This window comes from Desulfovibrio sp. SGI.169, from assembly GCF_050313595.1.
GTDB lineage: Bacteria > Desulfobacterota > Desulfovibrionia > Desulfovibrionales > Desulfovibrionaceae > Desulfovibrio.
In genome coordinates, this window is record NZ_JBNPLS010000005.1 from 128,256 (window position 1) to 144,166 (window position 15,911).

The window sequence follows — 15,911 nt, forward strand, 5'->3', positions numbered from 1 at the left end:
ACATATTCATAAAATCTTCTTGCCGGGTCTTGATGGCTTTACGACCATGAGCGGAACCATACTTTTGCGAGGTTCCACGCATGGCAGCACCATCAAAGCAAGTTCGGCTCCCATTTGACAAGCTCACGGAACAGAATCTCCGCCCGATCATCAAAAAAATGGAAAAATGGGGTTTGGAGGTCACGTCCGTGGATGCGCCGAATCGCGCGCGCCGGGAAAGTGGCTTCTTGCTCAAAGACGTGACCTTCGTCTTCGAGGACGGCCAAAAGATGCTCGTTCGCGTGAAGTCTGATGGTACCGTCTTTCAGGTCAAGCTGAACAAGAAGGTCGTCCCTATCCGGCATGTGGATGACATGGACAAGGCCATCATCGAGATGGTGGATTACGTCCAGGAAAACGCGAAGGCGTATGAGCGTGCGAAGCTCCAACGGGAACGTCGACGCAAGCTGCATATCGACCCGCCGCCAGTGGTCACAAACCGCCGGGAGAAGATTGAGCGTGCCAAGGGCCAGCTTGCAGAACTCACTGCAAGCAACGAAGACCTTCAGGCCCAAATTTCCGCAACGGAAACCACAGTTCAAATGAAGCAGGCTGAGTTGGACAAGGCTGTGGCAGCCCTCAAGGCGGAACAAAATAAAACCGTCGAACTGGAGCGCATACTGACAGAACTGGAGGGGGCACAAGCATGAACGGGGATTTTGATTTCTTTGAGCCTGCGCTTGCATCCGAAGACGGTGCCACTCCCGTAAGCGCCCCCAACCCGTATTGGCAAGGGCATCGTGTCGTGGACAGGGACGATCTCTTTCCGAAGGGCTTTTCTCAAGTCGAGCTTGATGCCACCTATGCAAGCCTCGCCAATGACGTTCACGACCTTGGTCTCTTGCTCGAATCGCCTTCCCTGGACGAACTGGACTACTACAATCCCGGCAGGGATGAGGTCGAGGAAGGCTATGTTCTTGAGGCTATAACCGTTGAGCACTTCTCGCGCACGGAACGCCGCATGGCCGCCGTGGTGCGGGTACTGAACCGGCACCTCTCCGATTCGGAAATCAAAGCCTTGCCTCCGGTTGTCGGGAAGCCGAAGAAATCCGGTTCCTTTGCGTATGTTATCGTGCAGCTTCCCTTCTCCGATGGACAAACGGTGAATGTCGTCTTCCATTCGCCGGAAGGGGATAAAAAACGCATCGGCCCAAGTGACGCCATTATTGCCTTCCGCTGGCTCCTCAACAAGCGGGACATTACGCATGTCGTGGCCCCCGAAGACGGGGAAGAAATCTCTCTGGAGAGCATTGCGAAGCGTATCACGCAACTCGTAGTCAAGAACTCGGCGAGGTTTGAGCGCCAGCAGAAAGCGGCGCAAGCGGAGCGGAAAGAGCTTGAAGAAACCCGTGAGGCCGTAAAGGACGCGGAAGAACGCCAGTCCGCCCTGATGGAACAGGTTTCCGCCAAGGCCAAAGAGACGGAAACCATTGAAGCGCGGCTTTCCAACACGCTTTCCCTACTGGAGAAACAGAAGACCATCAACGCGGAATTGCAGGCGAAGATTGACGCGCTGCGCAGGGCCAAGCCCGGCGGCGGAACAGGCGGAACCTCTGGCGATGGCAAAGGTAAAAAGGGTGACACTGCGGGCAATGGTAGTGGCACACCGCACTATGCCCGCGACCTTCGGGACATTCTGGACGGCAAATACGATGCCGATTCCGGCAAGGTGCTTGACCTGCTCGAACAGGCAATCACGGCCGCGGAGAGTGACGGCAAGCTTGAAGAGTTCCAAGCCCTCTTGGATGCCGCATCGAATCACCTGACCGATCTGCTGGCCAAGGAGGCCGCATGATGTTGAATATCAAGGAAAAACTGACCCTTCAACGGGCGGTCAAGGAAGGTCTCGACAAGCTCAAGTCAGGCATCAAAGACATCCGGCAGCGGCTTGCCACGCAAAGACAGATAAAGGAAGCGCTGGACAAGCTGAAAGGCGTGTCTGGGGGTGACTCCCAATCACTCTTCGAGCAGCTTATTGCCGGAAAATTTCTCAAGGAAGTTCCGGCCCGCTTCCTTGCGATTCTGAAGAAGGCTCTGGCCGAGGTGAACGGCAATATTCAGATGATTCAAGACCCGGTTATCGCCTACCTCGCGGAGCACCATAGCGAAGAAGGCGTGTTCGAGAGCGCCGATGTATCTTCTTTTTTACCGGTGCGTCCTTTTGACGCAAAAAATCAGGCAAATGGAGCCGTTCGCTCCTTGCCAAAAGGCCTCGAATACGGCGCTCCGCAGAACATCATCATAGACATCGACACCGATTTTGAGTCTCCCGAAACCTTCCGGGGCATCATCCGCGCCATTGAACAGGCGCGCGAAGTGGATACTGTCACCCTCAAAATCAATTCCCACGGAGGCCGCACCGATTCGGCTCAGGCCGTCTATGCAGCCCTCATGGAATGCAAGGCCAAGACCATCGCGCGCATCATCACGGCCTATTCCTCCGGCTCCATCGTGGCCATGTCCTGCGATGAGATTCAGACCACTCCCCACTGTACCATGATGATTCACAATGCTTCGGGGTTTTCGTGGGGAAAGGTCGGCGACATGAAGGCCCAAAGTACGTTCCTGGAAAAGCATTTCAGGAAGTGGTTCGATGAACTGTATTCCGGCTTTCTGACTGCTGAGGAAATCGCGGACGTTCTCAAGGGCCAAGAGGTTTGGCTACGCGAGGAAGACATCAAGAGCCGTCTCCCGAAGTGGAGGCCTATCCGTGAACGCCGAGGTGCAGAAGCGCAAGCCAACAACGCGGGATAGCACTGTGGCATTTTATAGCACGCTGGAATCGGCAACGCAGGCCGTGCGAGATGCGAAGAGTTTTGGCGACATCGTTGCCATCTTCAGTGTTTTCTCGCGCCATGGAGAGATCATTTCTTCCGAGACCCCCGAACTGGTTGCCTCCCTGGAACGATACATAGAACGGATTCAGTCATCGCCCAGCCCGGCCGCCGATGTTCTCTACGAGTTCGCCGCAATGGCAAGAATCGCCCGGAATGATGCCGCCCTGGCAGCCGTCAGAGACGCTTCGCCCCAAAACGCGCAACTCTTGGAAATGGCCGAATCCTCGACGCCGGATGAAGTGAGAAAGGTCATCATCGAATCGGGTGCATCAATCATCCAAAATAATTTTTCTGACATCATATCCAAGATGGAAGAAGCAAAGGCTCTCAAAAATAATTTGAATGAGCTGCACAAGGATATTTATTCAGGAAAATTCGCAGAAGTCACACAAAGAATAAACGCAAGAATTTTTTCTTTATTACGTCAAGATGGTATGTTCCGTGTTCCGGGATACGTTATTTCTGAAATTACTGAGGGACGTATAGACCGGTTTACTAAATCAGATATGATATATGGAGAAAATGCTTCTGAACTCATAAGGCGCATTTCTGAAATGAAAACGGCCTTGATGGAGCAGGAAAGAGCGGATAATCCTGAATACGCTGAATTGTATAACCGTATGAAAAGCCTTGCAAAGGATATAGAAGCACGAGAAAAGGAAACTTTTGAAAGTGTAAAAAAAGCACTCGAATCCATATCGTCCATATCAAAAGAAGAGGCGCAGGAATGGGCAAACGAAAATGTTTACATTGCCCCCAATGTCGCCAGAAAGCTCAAAAAAATAAACTATCCCAAGGAGCAGTTTATTAACGATATGGCCGAAGTGTATCAGTATCTTGGGGGCAAACTCGGCCCCGTGGAGTTTATCCTCCAAAAAGGCACTCGACGGGCCTTTGCGCGGGGACGTTCGCAAATTTGCCTTGATTCTGACTTCAACAAAACAACGCTCTTCCATGAGTGCGGCCACCTTGTTGAGCGCTGGGACCGCACCGCGCTTGCAGCCAGCCTCTCCTTTATCAGGAGCAGGGCGCAAGGCGCACCAAAGTCGCTGAAAACAATGACAGGCGGTGCGTATGGGCCTGGGGAAAAAGCTTTTCCCGATTCTTTCATCGACCCTTATGTCGGGAAGGACTACCAGGGCGAAGCATCGGAAGTCTTCTCCATGGCCTTGCAGCACATGTCTTCACCGGCGCATCTCGCAAATTTTATCGAAAAAGACCCGGAGCATTTCAAGTTGTTCCTGGGGGTATGCGCGCGGCAAAGCCCAGAGCTTTCCCAAAAAATGCGAGAGGTCGAACGCGAGGCCAGAAAGGCATATGCTGACAGGGAAAAGGCGAAGGGTGAACGCGCTGAATTGCGTGGACCATGGGAAAAGGCGTTACGCAATGCCATCCCGGATGGATTTTCCGAACTTCTGAAAGCACGGCAAGGGTTTGCCGGATATGCTGTCTTGCAGAACGTCCGCAAGAAAAGCCAGTGGACTTTGTATCAAATCAACGATGACGGATGGTGGAGAGGGCTTTACAAAGCCACCCTTCCTTCAGTCACACGCCTTGCCTATCTGCATATAATGAACGACCGGCGTGAGCTTCCGGTTCATTATGAAACTGCGAGCGATGCCACGACCGATTTTTTCTCCTTTGTCTGCTCCGATGCAGTTCCGACATGGTTTGATGTCGAAAAGGGACTTCCAAGGCTTCAGATATGAGCAAATTCATTTTCAGCGTCAATGTCTCTCCCGCAGAGGCAGGTGAAAGTTATGTATCTGTGTCGCTTGAATCGGACGCATGGGACGAAATTGTCAACGCCCCGCCAGAATATATTGGCGATGAAATGTCAGTCCTCATGCTCAAGCGAACCCTGAATACAGCGTATGTCATGTATGGCTACGCTTTCGATATGCAGAGATTCAGTCCGCGGCATCTCCATGAGGCTCTGTCTTCCAAAGGAATGAATTTTGCCGTGAATGGCGATGTGCCAAGCAACCTCATCGACTAAAGTGCAAGGTGATACAATGCGAAACGCTATTTTTGAGCGCGCCCCGCTGGATGGTATTGTGGAGAAAGAGGTTCTCGCGGCAACGTCTTTCAAAGACATTGAGAAGCTCTTTTTCCGTCTGTTCAATGTTGCATTGCCAGGCGATCCGGACGCCTACAAGGCCGCCGGCTCCGATTACGGACTGAAAGTTCGCGGCAAGGAGGCGCGGGAAAAGCTCAACGCCCAATGCCGGGAAATCCTTTCCCGCGTTACATCGCCGGAAGAATTGACCGCCGAAGACCGCGCCGTGCTGCTCCAATACAGTGGACGCGGCGGCCTCGCCGAAGGAAGCCAATACGAATACTATACGCCCACGCCCGTAGCCGAAGGGCTTTGGGAGGCCATGAAGGCCAACGGCTTTGAGAACGGCAACGTCATGGACCCGTGCTGTGGCGCGGGCGTTATGTCCGGTACGAAGCCTGGCGGAGTCGTTGTCAGCGGTAATGACCTTGATCCCACGAGTTCCAAGGTAGCGGCGCTGCTCAACCCGGAAGACAAGATTATCAATGCGCCCTTTGAACAGGTGGTCATGGATACGCCCGACGATACCTTTGACGGCTGTATCACCAACGTCCCGTTCGGGGATCAGCGCGGGGCCTACAAACATATCGACCAAGCGTACAAGAACGAAAAACACATTGAACGCTATTTCATTCTGCGTATTCTGGACAAAATACGCCCCGGCAAGCTGGCCTGCCTGATTGTACCAACGAATATCGTGGGTACGCGCAGCGGCAAATGGACGCAGTTCCGACAGGCCGTGTCCCGCAAAGCTGAATTTCTGGGCGCCCACAAACTGCCTTCCGGGACATTCGCCGCGCAGGGTACGGATGCCGTTGTTGACCTTGTGGTTTTCCGCAAACACCCCAAAGACCTGCTGGACAAGCTCAAGAAAGACGAAATTTCAACCCAAACCCTGGAAGCGTCCAAGGTATTCTGGGATGAGTTTATCGATGGCAAATACTGGATGGGCGAAGGCAGACGGTTTATTCAGGGCCGATACATCCCGAAGGACGCCAAGGACCGCTTTTCACGCGAGCGCGTGGAAGCCGAAGGCCCAATTACCGGCGAAGCCATGAAGCGCAAGCTGGCGATCAAGTTCCATAGCCGGATCGACTGGGATATGCTGGAACTGGAAGAACCCATTGACCGAGCTTACAGCGAGGGCGATCAGCGGTACATAAACGGTGAACCTTACGAGCTCCGCAACGGGCAATGGAACAAGCTGGAAACCGCCTTGGAGCAGACGGAGATTGACCCCGCAACCTATGGGGTAAGTACCGTTCAGGAGCTTGAATCCGTACTTGCCGACCCGCGTACAGCTATGAATATGCCTCTGGACGCGGCTTTTTCCGCACTGGTGTCCTACCCTCACCTTATGGGCCAGCAGCAAAAAGACGCCGTGAAATTCGCCATGAGCCAGCCGCGCGAAGAAGTGCGGTTACAGGTCTATCGGGGGTCCATGATCGGAGCCATGCTTGCCAGGATGGCAAGCGACGAGGCCCAGGGCGAGGATGTTTCCGAACGCCGCAAGGCCCTGCAAGAGCTTGTCGTAGCTGAGATTGAAAAATACGGGCACCCGGCAAATAACCCCAGGCTCTCCGTCTCTGGTCCGGACGCCCGCGCTTTTGGCGTTTTCGTGAACTGTGTCAATGTCAAGGGTGAATTTTCCGCCATGCTGGCCGGCACGTTGGACAAGTCCACAGGCGGCGGTTACCGCGAGGATGACATCGCCGACATCGTTGCCCACCTCTCTCGCACACAAGAAGGCATAGAACTCGAAGACGTGAAGGCTCTTTATAAGGGGGCAATCAAGATCAACAGTCTTGGGGACATCGCGGAAATTGACAGTATTGCCATTACCGAAGACGGCATGATTGAAACAATGGCAAGCTACTGTTCGGGGAGTGTGCTGCCCAAAATGGCGGCCATGGCAAAATCCATTGAGCAGACCGACGATGAACGGCTCAAGACCAAGTTTCGCAAGCAGATTGACGAGATGAACCGGCGGATTCCCCGTTCGAAAATTGAGGACATCACGTTCAATATGCAAGCGCAATGGTTCCCAAGAAAGTATCTGATCGAATTTTTGCGCGACAACGGTTATTCCCACGCTACATACGGCAGAATGGAAAACATTGAAACCGAAGGGCCGGACGGCAAAAAGGAAGTTGTGCAATCCTTTGTCGAGGATTTTAATGCCAAAGATGGGACGCTTTTTATTGAAGGCCCTGCCGGAAGGCCCAAAGAGTTCAGCAAACAGATTGAAAGGTATTTGAACGGAGGGAATATCACCTCGTCAAAGAGGGAAATCGCCGAAGCATACAAGAACGAAGCGGACAAGCTGGAAAGCATGTTCGATAACTTCATGAAAACACACATTGACGTTGACGATCTGGCAGAACAGTACAATTTGCGCTTCAACAGCTATGTTGAGCCGGAATATGCAAAGGCGGCTCTGGACATTGATGAATATATTTCGGGCGAAATTGTGCCCCATGATTACCAGGCCGCCGAAGTACGCCGTCTTTCAGACATCGGATCGGGTATCTGCGGTTTTGGCGTTGGGCTTGGCAAGAGTTTCACCGCTCTGGCCATGGCCGCATACAACTACAAGCACAACAAGGCGAAACGTACCTGTGTGATTGTCCCCTCGTCCGTGCTGGAGAACTGGTATCACGAAGCCAGAATGTTCTATAATGATGGATACTTCCGTTCCAATGTGCTTTTTGTGGGGCTTGAACCCAAGACCAACAGGGAAGGCGTGGTTGAACGCCGAGCGCTTGTGGACGAACAGGGGCAACCCCGCACGAACAAGAGCGGCCAGCCCCTCATGCAGGACGTGATTCGCTTTACCAATTCCCCGGAAGACATTTTCGAGCAGATGTGGCGCATCCCGCAGTCGAATTGTTCCCTGGTTGTGATGACCAAGGAAAAGTTCGCCTCAATCCCGATGCGGCCAGAATCCGTGGACGCCTACACCGATGAAATGGTCAACCGGCACATGATGAGCGACGAGGCCGCTCAGGGTGAAGATAAAGGCAAGGGGAAAAAAAAGCCGAAGGGCTACGACCTCGCCAAAAAAATTGAGGGGTTGCGGGGGCGATACAGCGACACGGGATCAAAAAAGAAAGGGGAATTGCCCTATCTGGAAGATATGGGCTTTGACAGCATCGTGACCGATGAATCCCACTTCTTCAAAAATTCTCTGGGTGGAGGCGAATCAACTCAGGGCATCGCCTATATCCCGAACGCTGACCCGGCAAATATCGCCGTGGATATGGCTCTCAAGAGCCACTACATCCGTCAGAAGAACGGCGGACGCGGCGTATACGGCTTGACGGCCACACCTGTAACCAATTCCCCCATTGAAATATTCAACATGCTCAATCTGGTGGCGGACAAGCATGACTTTGAGGAGCGTGGCATTTACACCGTGGATGATTTCATCCGTGTTTTCGGCAAGATTGAGCTGCGTACACGAGCCAGCGTTGACGGTGAACTGAAAGAACAGGATACCCTGGTGGGTTTCAAGAACCTTTCCGGGTTGAGGAACCTTTTCAGAAAGTACGTCAATATCAAGACCGTGGAAGACGTGGATGATGAGATTCATGTGCCGGATGCCGTGGAAGTCATTGATGAAGTTCCCATGTCCGATAGCCAGACCGCGGTTTATGAGCAATTGAAGCAGGAAGTCAGTGAGGCAAAAAATGGCGGTCTCTTCTCGGTCATGCGCGATATGGATCGCTGCACAACCGACCTTGATCTCTATTACCACCGGATTACCTATTCTATTGACAGAGACAAAAAAGCCAAACTGGAAGAGGTAGCCAGGGACATAACAGGTGAACACAGAATCAAAGTAGAGGATGAAGACGGCAAGATGGTATCCTCAACGATCAGCGTCAATGCCAGTGTGATCGACGAGGGCGGCGATTCCGTATCCATGTCCGTGCCCGAAGAACTTGAAGGAGTTGTGATTGTCGCCATGCAGCGGGCCGGAATTGATTTGAAGGACGTAAACCACCCCTTGTCGCCCAAGTATGCCAAGCTGATTGAAAACCTCAAAAAACACCTGGACGCGGGCGGAAAGCAACTCGTCTTCACCGAAGAAAAGACGCAGCACGCCAAAATCAAGCGTATTCTGGTTCATAATCTGCCCATAACGGATAACCAGGTGGCGATCATCAATGCTGAAGATGCCTCCGGGGACAAGCTGGATAAAATCTCCAAGGCATACAACGCCGGCGACATCAAGATCGTCATTGCCAACAAGAAAGCGGAAGTGGGCGTGAACCTGCAAAAAGGCACGACGGCCATTCATCATCTCACTCTGCCCTGGACGCCTGCCAGCATCAATCAGCGCAACGGTCGTGGTGTTCGGCAGGGTAACAAGGTGGATTCGGTCGATATTTTTTACTACGTCGGGAAGGGCACCTTCGACGAATACCGACAGCAGATGCTCAAGGGCAAGGCGAACTGGATCAACGCCCTGCTTATGGGGAACGAAGCCACAGCGGCCAATGCCGACCTTGAGGCGGATGAGGAAATGTATGCCGCGATGACCGGCACACTGGAAGAGTACCGCAAAAAGCGGGCCGAAGAAGAGGCCAAAAAGGCGGCCCGCAGCCAGGCACAGCTTGTCAATCGCCTGAAGCAGCTTTCCTCAATCATGGAATCTCTGAACAGCCATGACAAGCGGCTCAATGACGCCAGGGAAGTGTGCAACACCGAGATTTCAAAGGCGGAACAGGCATTGAAAAGATACAAGGCAGATTCGAACCGCTTTGATAAAGAGACTGTTGCCAAAGCTGAGGTACGGCTGGAAAAGGCCAGGGCCAAACTGGCCGGACTGGAAGAAAAGTTTGAAACGGAGAAGGCCAAAAACGAATCCCGCCGCAAGCAGGTAGTCGGGCTTCTGCGCCAAGCCGATAAAAATGGGGAACTGCCGTTTAGCGCGGAGCTTATCGACCACCCTGAACAGTCAATCCTTTCAGAAACAGGCAAGCTGTTCGCCGTTGGTGACACACTTGAATACGAAGGCGGAATTTACCTCATCAAAAGCATTGTGCCGCATTGGAGTGGTAAATCTGTTGCTATGCTTGAAACCATACAAGAACCACCAGAATACCGATACAGCGGCACACTTAACACAAAGGAACTGGACAAGGCCAAAAAGGTATCCTACTCCGCGAGCGAACTGGCGGTAAAGCGGATGTTGTCCGGGAATATGAAATATGCCGACCTGGCGACTTCCGGTGTCACAAAGCAGCAGTTTCTTGAAAACCTGCCGACCCTGAAAATGGAATTTCCCGCCGTTGTGCGCAGGGCCGAATCAGGAGAGATTGTTATCCTCGACGGCGAGTATCAAAAAAAGGAAGGTGATGAATTTGTCTGGCCCGAACCGCAAGACTCCGCCTTCCGCAAGTCGGCCATGCAGTCATGGCTTTCCAATGTGGACATGGATCGAGTCAACAAAGACCACCTGCCCATGAAAAATCTCATGGTGTCGCTTTTTGGAGAGAACTTCTATGAAGAGGCCGTGCAATACGCCAATATCGCATCGGACGATGAACTGACGGAACTGTGCGAGAAAGTCTTTGAGGAAAGATTCAGCGATGTGGACTTGAATTTGCCCAGGTTCTCCGAAAGAGATTTTGTCTACTATGTGAAAGAGACGTGCAGGAAAAAGAACATCCACAACGTCAGCAGCGCCATAACAATTGCCACGCAGATAGTGGCGGGCAAGCGGGCTGAAATAGCCAGAAAGGCCGAAGACGCCAGGCGCGAGGCCGATGAGGCACTGCGCGCGAATCCGAACTTCAAAGAGGTTCCTCAGAAATGGAAGGAACTCTTTGAGGCAATGGACATCGAAATATGCTACAACACGCAGCCCTATCACAACTCATTCCGGGGGAGAAAAACAAGCTACGAGGCTTTTGAACGGCTATTTATCCACGACAAGGCTTTTGGCGGCCCTGTGTACCAAAACAAGGAAAAACTCAAAGAGCATGGCGCTTCCTGGGCAAAAACATGGGAAGAGCGCTCCGGTGGATGGTGGCATCTCCCGGCAGAGGTTGAACTTGAGACGCTGTATGCTATCCTCTCGTGAAAGGAGCCTGAAAAATGAACGTGTACAAACCCGGCATAAACGACCTGGACTCTCTCAAGAGAGAGGCGACGCATGACGGCACAGTTTCCGATGCCGACTGGCTCCGAAAAATGTGCGGAACAATGGCAAAGGTTCTTGATGGCGATCCGCGCTCGTATCGCTCCTTCGGGCCGTACTGGTGGATTGTCAAAAAGGAACTGCTGGATGCCGGATATAATCAGTTCGGGGATTTCCTTGACCGGGAATGGCTGGAAATCATGGACTATGGCGATCCCGTCTGGAATCTGCTGGCGGGCTGGCTCTATCAGGATCATGCCCTGAATAACGGTATGATTTACGCGAATGGACACCCCATCGTAGTCACGCCGGATGAGCCGGAAGGCGCCGAGCCGGAAGATCGTGTATACACCCTCGCCGATGAAGATATGGAAGCGCTGAGCATTGCTGGAGGGATATAGTGCCGCCACTGCCCAAAAGAGCGCGACGGGATTCCGCAGGTGACGGGGCCTTTCAAGGCCTTTACCCCGGCTATGCTGTGGTAGATGCCCGTGAAGCCGGGATGGTTGACCTTCCCGGAGGGACTGTGGCCTACTTTCCGGCAGTCCAGCCGGATGCGGACACAACCACCTCTGGCGGGGCAAATTCTCTCGGCGTGTACGCGAGCGAGGAATCAAAGCTTGTGCGCCGGCTGCCACAAGAGCGCATGGCGAGGTATGCCGCACTAGAGATCATGGCCGAAGACCCGACCATCGATAGCGCCGTGAAATTGCACATGGCCCATGCCCTAAGCGCGCGCTCTGATACTAACCAGGTCGTCAGCATTGAATCCATCACTGACGACAAAGACCCCATCGTGAATGAGCTTCGGGACACATTGCAGAAGCGTATCAACCGGGAATTGAATGAATGGGCCTACAGCGCTGCAATTTATGGCGCGAGTTATGTGCGCGTGTATGGAACGAAGGGAAAGGGTATCACAAACATTCGGAGTGATTATTACACACATCCCCGCTTTATCAAAAAATTTGAAAAAGCGGGCCAACTTGCCGGGTACACCACCACCTATCAAGGCACATCCGGGACACAGAATGCCATCCGGCTCATGCCCCCGTGGACATTCGTGGGGTTTGAAATTCCGCACTGGAAAAGCGTCAGCAACCTTGAACCCACAAATGTAGGAATCAGGCCGGTTGACCTCTCTCTGGACGATTACGAGGCCGAGGCATTGGTGGAATCGCAGGAATACGGGGCGAGCCTCATCGAGACAGGATACCAGCCGTGGCTCGACCTTCTGGATGCAATCTGTTCACTGAACGCGAGCAGGCGAAATGCCGCCCGGCTGGAGCGCCTCATCGGCGTCAGTACGGGAAGGCTCGACCCGGAGAAAGCGGCCAAGTACATCAACCTGATTTCTTCCCAGATTCTCCAGACTGACAAGGCTGTCAGCACACGTTCCTTGCGTAACGGCTTCATCCAGACCGTGATAAATCGCATCTTCCCCATATTCGGGGAAAAAGGACGGATGGATGTCAACACTGTCCAGGGAACGCCGGACATCAACGGTCTTGAAGACGTGCTTTTCCATGTCAAACGGCTTGGCGGCGCGCTGGGCGTTGACCCGTCAATGCTTGGCTTCGGTGACTTCCTTTCCGGAGGGATCGGAGACGGTGGATTTTTCCGAGTGAGCATCATGGCCGCCATGAAAGCAAACCTGCTCCGGCTGGCCATCCAGAATGGCATTCAAAGGCTCTGTGAAATCCATGTAGCCTACAAGTACAACAAGATTTTTCTTGATGGGCAACAGCCGTGGCGCATCGTATTCAACTCTGTCTCCACGGCCCTTGAGCGCGAGGAGCAGGAAAATCTTGAATCCAGGGCGAATATCGCGTCCTCCCTGTCTGGGATTGTTGCAACGCTCGATCAGGAGTTCAGCGCCACTGACAAGCGCGCATTTCTCAACTTCCTGTGGACACACATTCTGAAAAAGGACGAGGAGAGTTTCAAACTCGTCTTCCCGGAAGGGAAACAGGCGGAGCAGCCGCAGGAAAAAGAAGAAGACGATGGGTATTGAAAGGGGGCCGCAAGGCCCCCTTCTTTATTGCTTGGAAAGCGCTGAAATGAAATCAGCGGTGCCTTGAAGATATGCGAGAGCGGATTCACGGGAGATCAACCCATCCGCCAACGCTTTTTTCAAATACTCCTCATTGTTCAGAACCATGCTTACGGGAAGGAAAAACTCTGAACGTCTGGTGTTGCCCAGCCAGTAATACGCATCCGGGCTTATCCCATCGTAGGTCACGAAGATCGTTGCATCGTAATCATACCCGATTTTCTGCATGGCGCGTGAGAAGGCCTGCAAGAGCAAGAAACCCTGTGGGTCTCTCTGAAAGGCCGCAACTTCAGGCCCCACCGCTGCGGCGAACTGCTGGTTCAAGGCCCCAAATTGTTGCCTGTCTTCCATGAAAATCGGGAAAGCCTTTCCGGCGCTGCTGTCCTCAATTTTTGCGGGGACAGTTTGCGCCAAGGAGATCAGCGCTTGAATTTTTTGGGCATCCTCTGCCCCATTTGCGATAAGCGGGGCAGCAACCCACAAAGCCACGGCCACCATACAGATCATCAAGCTCCGCATCGAATCCCTCCAGATATGCGGTATTTGAAGCGAAAGGCCTTGAACTATCGTGCCAGTGGCCACTATGCCAAAAAGACCAGGAGGGATCCAGATGGCCGCGCCTCATAAGATTTCCTGCTCGTTCTCGTTACTTGACGAAGGGCGGCAGTACACGGGCAATCACCGAAAATATCTGGTCGCCAATGCGCGTGAAATCTGCTACAGCGCCCCCACGCGGGAGCGCATTGCCCTGCGGGAAGCCTATGGCTATTACGGGCACGGGCGCCGCATCCTTGCCGGGCGCATGAAGATCGGCGAAGTGGAGGCCGTGACTCTCCCGGACGGCGGTACGGCCATCATTTCCAATATCCCCTCCAACATCACCATCGCTTTTGACGTTGCCGAGGACGGCACCGTAACCCACACGCAAGAAATACTCTCAACAGAGACGGGACAAATCGTAAAAGGTTTGCACGATTCCCGCGTGGGGGGCTTTTCTTGGGCGTGTCCTGGGACTGACTGCGGCTCGAAGGGTGTGACGCACCTCTCCGGCTTTGCGGGGATGGATTATGTGCTTTCGCCTGGGTTCAGCGCAAATCGAGGCTATGTCCTTGAATCGGCGGACGGGGCAGACCAGGGGATTTTAGAAAGCGTGGCCGCCACGCTCAAGGATGATGCCAAAGCGGAACAGTATGTGCGCGGCTGGACGCGAGACTATCAGGCCCGCATTGCCCAACTTGAAAATGAGCTTTTCAGGCTTGAATCCAATGGCGCCGAAATGGCTGCGGAACAGGGAGCACTCAAGGGCATTGCCGAGGAGGCGGCGGCAGCGCGTGAAAAAGCCGTCCAAGAATCGAATGCCCTGAAATCTGCGGTAGCTGATGCCATGAAGGCACTGAATGATGCACTCCCGATCTTCATCCCGGAAGACGCCATGCACGCCATGCTCAACGGAGATTTCAGCCGGGCGAAGGCGATATTTGAGAGCGCATCACGCATTGACTTCGGGCAATATCCTCTTTCCCAGATAAAACTCAATTCTACCAATGTCGCCCCACAGCCTGTGGTGCCCCAGAATGGCCCTGATTATGGATCGCCTGGATATGGTGAAGGTCTGTTCACTGAAAAATACAAGTTCGGCGAATAACTCAGTCAAGAGCAAGATGCAGCCTGATCGCCGCATCAATTTTGTGCATGTCCATACGCGAAATAGTACCCAAAAGGTTCTTCAGCCGCTTTTTATCCGCCGCCATGATTTGGTCAGCCATCGCCTTGCTCTTTTGAGCCCCTATCATAATGACAGCTTCGCCTGGATAAACTTTGGACGTGTTGCTGGTCAGAGGCACCACCACAACCCGCGCCAGGGCTGCATTGGCTTCATCATTGCTGACAATAACCGCAGGGCGTGTTTTCTGAATTTCAGACCCCACAGACGGGTCAAACGCCACCCACCAGACTTCACCGCGCCTCATGGAATCCGTCTCCCACCAGGGTTTCACACCATTCCACGGCCTCCTGTTCCCGTTCGGTATCCGCAGCCATGGCCGCATAGCCGGCGGCAAGGGATTCCTTGACCACATGGGGGCGTGCAAGGTCTTCAAGAAATTTGCTGACCTTCCGGCGTCCTATCACGGACATCAAACCATTATACACCGTCTCATCAATTGAAATGGTCATTTTTCGTTGCATGGTAAAAAACTCCTTTTACGTCTATATAGCCGTATAGTGGGAAAGGTGTCAATTTGCCACGGAGCAACCAATCTCATTGGTGATTTCATTGGTGATGACCTCTGAATTTCAACCAACAGTGAGCGGTTTTTGCCTGTTCTTCCCTATTGAAGGAAGGGCTTTTCTGTGCGGATTTGAGGAATGAATTGATGAAAAATAGTGAATAATTATATGCAGCTATGTGGATTCTTTGAACAGATTTCTGACAAGGAAAGATAGGCAGGGATTGAGAGGCGTCTTTTTGGGTTTTTTATCAAAGCACGATTGGAAATCGTGTGTGCGTTAACAGCGCACCGGGAGTTCGAATCTCCCCCTCTCCGCCAAAAGATTTCAAGGGGTTACTGTAAAAAGTAATCCCTTTTTTCTACGCTAATGGCCCGCCAGCGCCTGAAAATCACGCGCGACAAGATTTATGGCCAGCTCTCCATCATTCCGACGCTTTGATGGGGGCCGCTATGGACACATTGGATTCCTATATTCAGGAATTGGCACGCAGGCACAATATCGTCTTGAGAAAAGAAGAACCGATCCTGATGCTGTATAAATAAG

At 52.9% G+C, this 15,911-nt stretch carries 13 protein-coding genes and 1 tRNA gene; 10 read left to right on the plus strand and 4 right to left on the minus strand.

From position 1 onward, the window contains the following. Positions 1-80 precede the first annotated feature (80 nt). The 5 genes from ACQRA4_RS04470 to ACQRA4_RS04490 are packed head-to-tail and all read left to right on the plus strand — an operon-like array spanning position 81 to position 4,875. Positions 81-689, plus strand: coding sequence for a hypothetical protein (locus ACQRA4_RS04470; protein ID WP_427821885.1), 609 nt, complete (start codon positions 81-83; stop codon positions 687-689). Then, a complete protein-coding gene (locus tag ACQRA4_RS04475) occupies positions 686-1,834 on the plus strand; it encodes a hypothetical protein (protein WP_427821886.1) in 1,149 nt (382 codons plus the stop codon). Before ACQRA4_RS04470 ends, ACQRA4_RS04475 begins: the two co-directional genes overlap by 4 nt. After that, a complete protein-coding gene (locus ACQRA4_RS04480; RefSeq protein ID WP_427821887.1) occupies positions 1,831-2,793 on the plus strand; it encodes a Clp protease ClpP in 963 nt (320 codons plus the stop codon). The genes ACQRA4_RS04475 and ACQRA4_RS04480 overlap by 4 nt, the downstream gene beginning before the upstream one ends. Next, on the plus strand, positions 2,750-4,585 hold the full coding sequence (locus tag ACQRA4_RS04485) for a hypothetical protein (RefSeq protein WP_427821888.1): 1,836 nt from the start codon (positions 2,750-2,752) through the stop codon (positions 4,583-4,585). The genes ACQRA4_RS04480 and ACQRA4_RS04485 overlap by 44 nt, the downstream gene beginning before the upstream one ends. Continuing rightward, positions 4,582-4,875 (plus strand): hypothetical protein, encoded by a 294-nt coding sequence (locus ACQRA4_RS04490; protein ID WP_427821889.1) that lies wholly within the window; start codon positions 4,582-4,584, stop codon positions 4,873-4,875. The genes ACQRA4_RS04485 and ACQRA4_RS04490 overlap by 4 nt, the downstream gene beginning before the upstream one ends. Here ACQRA4_RS04490 and ACQRA4_RS04495 read toward each other — a convergent pair. Beyond that, complete coding sequence (locus ACQRA4_RS04495; RefSeq protein WP_427821890.1) at positions 4,865-5,779, minus strand: hypothetical protein; 915 nt, start codon at positions 5,777-5,779, stop codon at positions 4,865-4,867. The genes ACQRA4_RS04490 and ACQRA4_RS04495 overlap by 11 nt on opposite strands. On the opposite strand from ACQRA4_RS04495, the gene ACQRA4_RS04500 reads away from it, so the two are divergent. Genes ACQRA4_RS04500 through ACQRA4_RS04510 form a run of 3 tightly spaced genes read left to right on the plus strand, consistent with a single transcriptional unit; the run spans position 5,762 to position 13,097 of the window. Then, the gene (locus ACQRA4_RS04500) at positions 5,762-11,026 is read left to right on the plus strand and encodes a helicase-related protein (protein ID WP_427821891.1); all 5,265 of its coding nucleotides are present in this window, start codon (positions 5,762-5,764) and stop codon (positions 11,024-11,026) included. The two genes, ACQRA4_RS04495 and ACQRA4_RS04500, sit on opposite strands and share 18 nt — an antisense overlap. A gap of 14 nt (positions 11,027-11,040) precedes the next feature. After that, on the plus strand, positions 11,041-11,484 hold the full coding sequence (locus ACQRA4_RS04505; RefSeq protein ID WP_427821892.1) for a hypothetical protein: 444 nt from the start codon (positions 11,041-11,043) through the stop codon (positions 11,482-11,484). Further along, positions 11,484-13,097 (plus strand): hypothetical protein, encoded by a 1,614-nt coding sequence (locus tag ACQRA4_RS04510; RefSeq protein WP_427821893.1) that lies wholly within the window; start codon positions 11,484-11,486, stop codon positions 13,095-13,097. Before ACQRA4_RS04505 ends, ACQRA4_RS04510 begins: the two co-directional genes overlap by 1 nt. A 24-nt stretch (positions 13,098-13,121) precedes the next feature. On the opposite strand, the gene ACQRA4_RS04515 is transcribed toward ACQRA4_RS04510, so the two are convergent. Then, complete coding sequence (locus tag ACQRA4_RS04515) at positions 13,122-13,643, minus strand: hypothetical protein (protein WP_427821894.1); 522 nt, start codon at positions 13,641-13,643, stop codon at positions 13,122-13,124. A 103-nt stretch (positions 13,644-13,746) separates the two neighbouring features. Here ACQRA4_RS04515 and ACQRA4_RS04520 point away from each other — a divergent pair, with 103 nt between their 5' ends. After that, entirely contained in the window at positions 13,747-14,781 is a 1,035-nt protein-coding gene (locus ACQRA4_RS04520; protein ID WP_427821895.1) for a hypothetical protein, read from the plus strand. A 1-nt stretch (position 14,782) separates the two neighbouring features. Here ACQRA4_RS04520 and ACQRA4_RS04525 read toward each other — a convergent pair whose 3' ends face one another. Then, the gene (locus ACQRA4_RS04525; protein ID WP_427821896.1) at positions 14,783-15,106 is read right to left on the minus strand and encodes a type II toxin-antitoxin system PemK/MazF family toxin; all 324 of its coding nucleotides are present in this window, start codon (positions 15,104-15,106) and stop codon (positions 14,783-14,785) included. Continuing rightward, a complete protein-coding gene (locus ACQRA4_RS04530; protein ID WP_427821897.1) occupies positions 15,093-15,323 on the minus strand; it encodes a hypothetical protein in 231 nt (76 codons plus the stop codon). Before ACQRA4_RS04530 ends, ACQRA4_RS04525 begins: the two co-directional genes overlap by 14 nt. Before the next feature lie 248 nt (positions 15,324-15,571). Between ACQRA4_RS04530 and ACQRA4_RS04535 the strand changes: the two genes are divergently transcribed. After that, positions 15,572-15,685 (plus strand) — tRNA-OTHER (locus ACQRA4_RS04535). Positions 15,686-15,911: the final 226 nt, after the last annotated feature.

Coding starts and splice junctions, on each gene's coding strand:
- ACQRA4_RS04470 (WP_427821885.1), top strand. CDS start 81: ATGGCAGCACCATCAAAGCAAGTTCGGCTCCCATTTGACAAGCTCACG.
- ACQRA4_RS04475 (WP_427821886.1), top strand. CDS start 686: ATGAACGGGGATTTTGATTTCTTTGAGCCTGCGCTTGCATCCGAAGAC.
- ACQRA4_RS04480 (WP_427821887.1), top strand. CDS start 1,831: ATGATGTTGAATATCAAGGAAAAACTGACCCTTCAACGGGCGGTCAAG.
- ACQRA4_RS04490 (WP_427821889.1), top strand. CDS start 4,582: ATGAGCAAATTCATTTTCAGCGTCAATGTCTCTCCCGCAGAGGCAGGT.
- ACQRA4_RS04505 (WP_427821892.1), top strand. CDS start 11,041: ATGAACGTGTACAAACCCGGCATAAACGACCTGGACTCTCTCAAGAGA.
- ACQRA4_RS04515 (WP_427821894.1), bottom strand. CDS start 13,643: ATGATCTGTATGGTGGCCGTGGCTTTGTGGGTTGCTGCCCCGCTTATC.
- ACQRA4_RS04520 (WP_427821895.1), top strand. CDS start 13,747: ATGGCCGCGCCTCATAAGATTTCCTGCTCGTTCTCGTTACTTGACGAA.
- ACQRA4_RS04525 (WP_427821896.1), bottom strand. CDS start 15,106: ATGAGGCGCGGTGAAGTCTGGTGGGTGGCGTTTGACCCGTCTGTGGGG.
- ACQRA4_RS04530 (WP_427821897.1), bottom strand. CDS start 15,323: ATGCAACGAAAAATGACCATTTCAATTGATGAGACGGTGTATAATGGT.